This is a genomic window from Sulfuricurvum sp. MLSB, from assembly GCF_000747095.1.
In the GTDB taxonomy this organism is placed as follows: Bacteria; Campylobacterota; Campylobacteria; order Campylobacterales; family Sulfurimonadaceae; genus Sulfuricurvum.
On the sequence record NZ_JQGL01000111.1, the window covers coordinates 1 to 1,281 of the forward strand.

2 protein-coding genes are annotated in these 1,281 nt (G+C 52.7%); both read left to right on the forward strand.

What is annotated here, in order from left to right; all coding sequences use genetic code 11:
• A partial coding sequence (locus JU82_RS07900) for a methyltransferase domain-containing protein (RefSeq protein WP_366921372.1) occupies positions 1–938 on the forward strand: 938 nt, incomplete at its 5' end.
• Positions 939–971: 33 nt separating this feature from the next.
• A partial coding sequence (locus JU82_RS07905) for a hypothetical protein (protein ID WP_037949137.1) occupies positions 972–1,281 on the forward strand: 310 nt, incomplete at its 3' end.

The following is a 1,281-nucleotide window of genomic DNA, read 5'->3' on the forward strand; positions in this document are numbered from 1 at the left end:
CCGTGAAACGATTTACCTCCGAACCTCTCACCGATATCCTCGCATGGATCGAAAACTCTCTGAAAGAATCGGATACGGTCAGCTTGTGCGTTTTGAACCCCGATGTCTCGCACGGCCGCTATGCGGGGGAAACCATCACGCTGGATGGGATAACGTATTGCTACCGCTCGTACAAAGCGCTAAGCGATCTTGGGGAAATCCTCTTTTGCCGCATGCGCACGCCGACCCCCGTCGATGCGCACACCGTGGCGATCACGTATGAGAAACTCGATCTGAGCGATTCGTTTCACCGCAGCGACGAAAAAGAGGAAAAATACGGCACCGCGTCGCGCTTCGCGGCCGTACACAAAAACGAAGAACCCGCCTTTTTACACGCCTACCTGCGCGCGCTTCGCAGCGTCCGAGTGGGCGAGCGGGTACGCATCCTCAATCTCGGGATCAATACGGGTGACGAATTCGACCTGATACGCCGCATACTCTCTCCGGATAGCTACCAAAATCTCGAACTCGTCGGAATCGATCATTCCGCCTCGGCCATTGCACTCGCGCGGGAGAGGTTCGACGAGGGGAACGCATCATTTTATGTCCATGACATCAACGATCTGGAGTCATTGGGGCTGGGACGGTTTGACCTCATCGTCACAATCGGAACGCTCCAAAGCAGCGGATTGGATTTCAAACCGCTCTTTATGAAACTGGTACAGAAATACCTGACAAACGGCGGGGCGATGATACTGGGCTTTCCCAACTGTCGCTGGATGGGTGGAGAGATGATTTACGGCGCCAAAGCTCCGAACTATCCCTATTCGGAGATGTCGCTGCTGGTGAAGGATGTCCACTACTGCAAAAAATACCTGCAGCAAAAGAAATTCAGGGTGACCGTCACTGGGAAAGATTACCTTTTCCTCACGGCAACCAAAATCGGGGTTTCCGGTTAAATATATGAACGACGAATATGATACAATATCCCAATGATACGTTATTTACTGCTTTTATCCTTCGTCATCGCCCTCAGTCTGAGCGGCGCTCAACTTCCGACCGACAAAATCAATGCATCGCTGCAGATGCTCGAATCAGACGAAACGCTTTCCGATTCCAAAACGCTCTCACTGCTGCTGGAACGCTATTCCCCTTCCGTTTCCCTGCTGCATAAACGCTATCGCGCTACTGCCGCAGAACAAAAAAAGATCGAAGAGGCGTTTGGCGAGGCTGGTATCCCACCGTTTTTTGCCCTGATCCCGTACTGCGAGTCGAAGTTCGATCCCGATGCGCACGGGTACG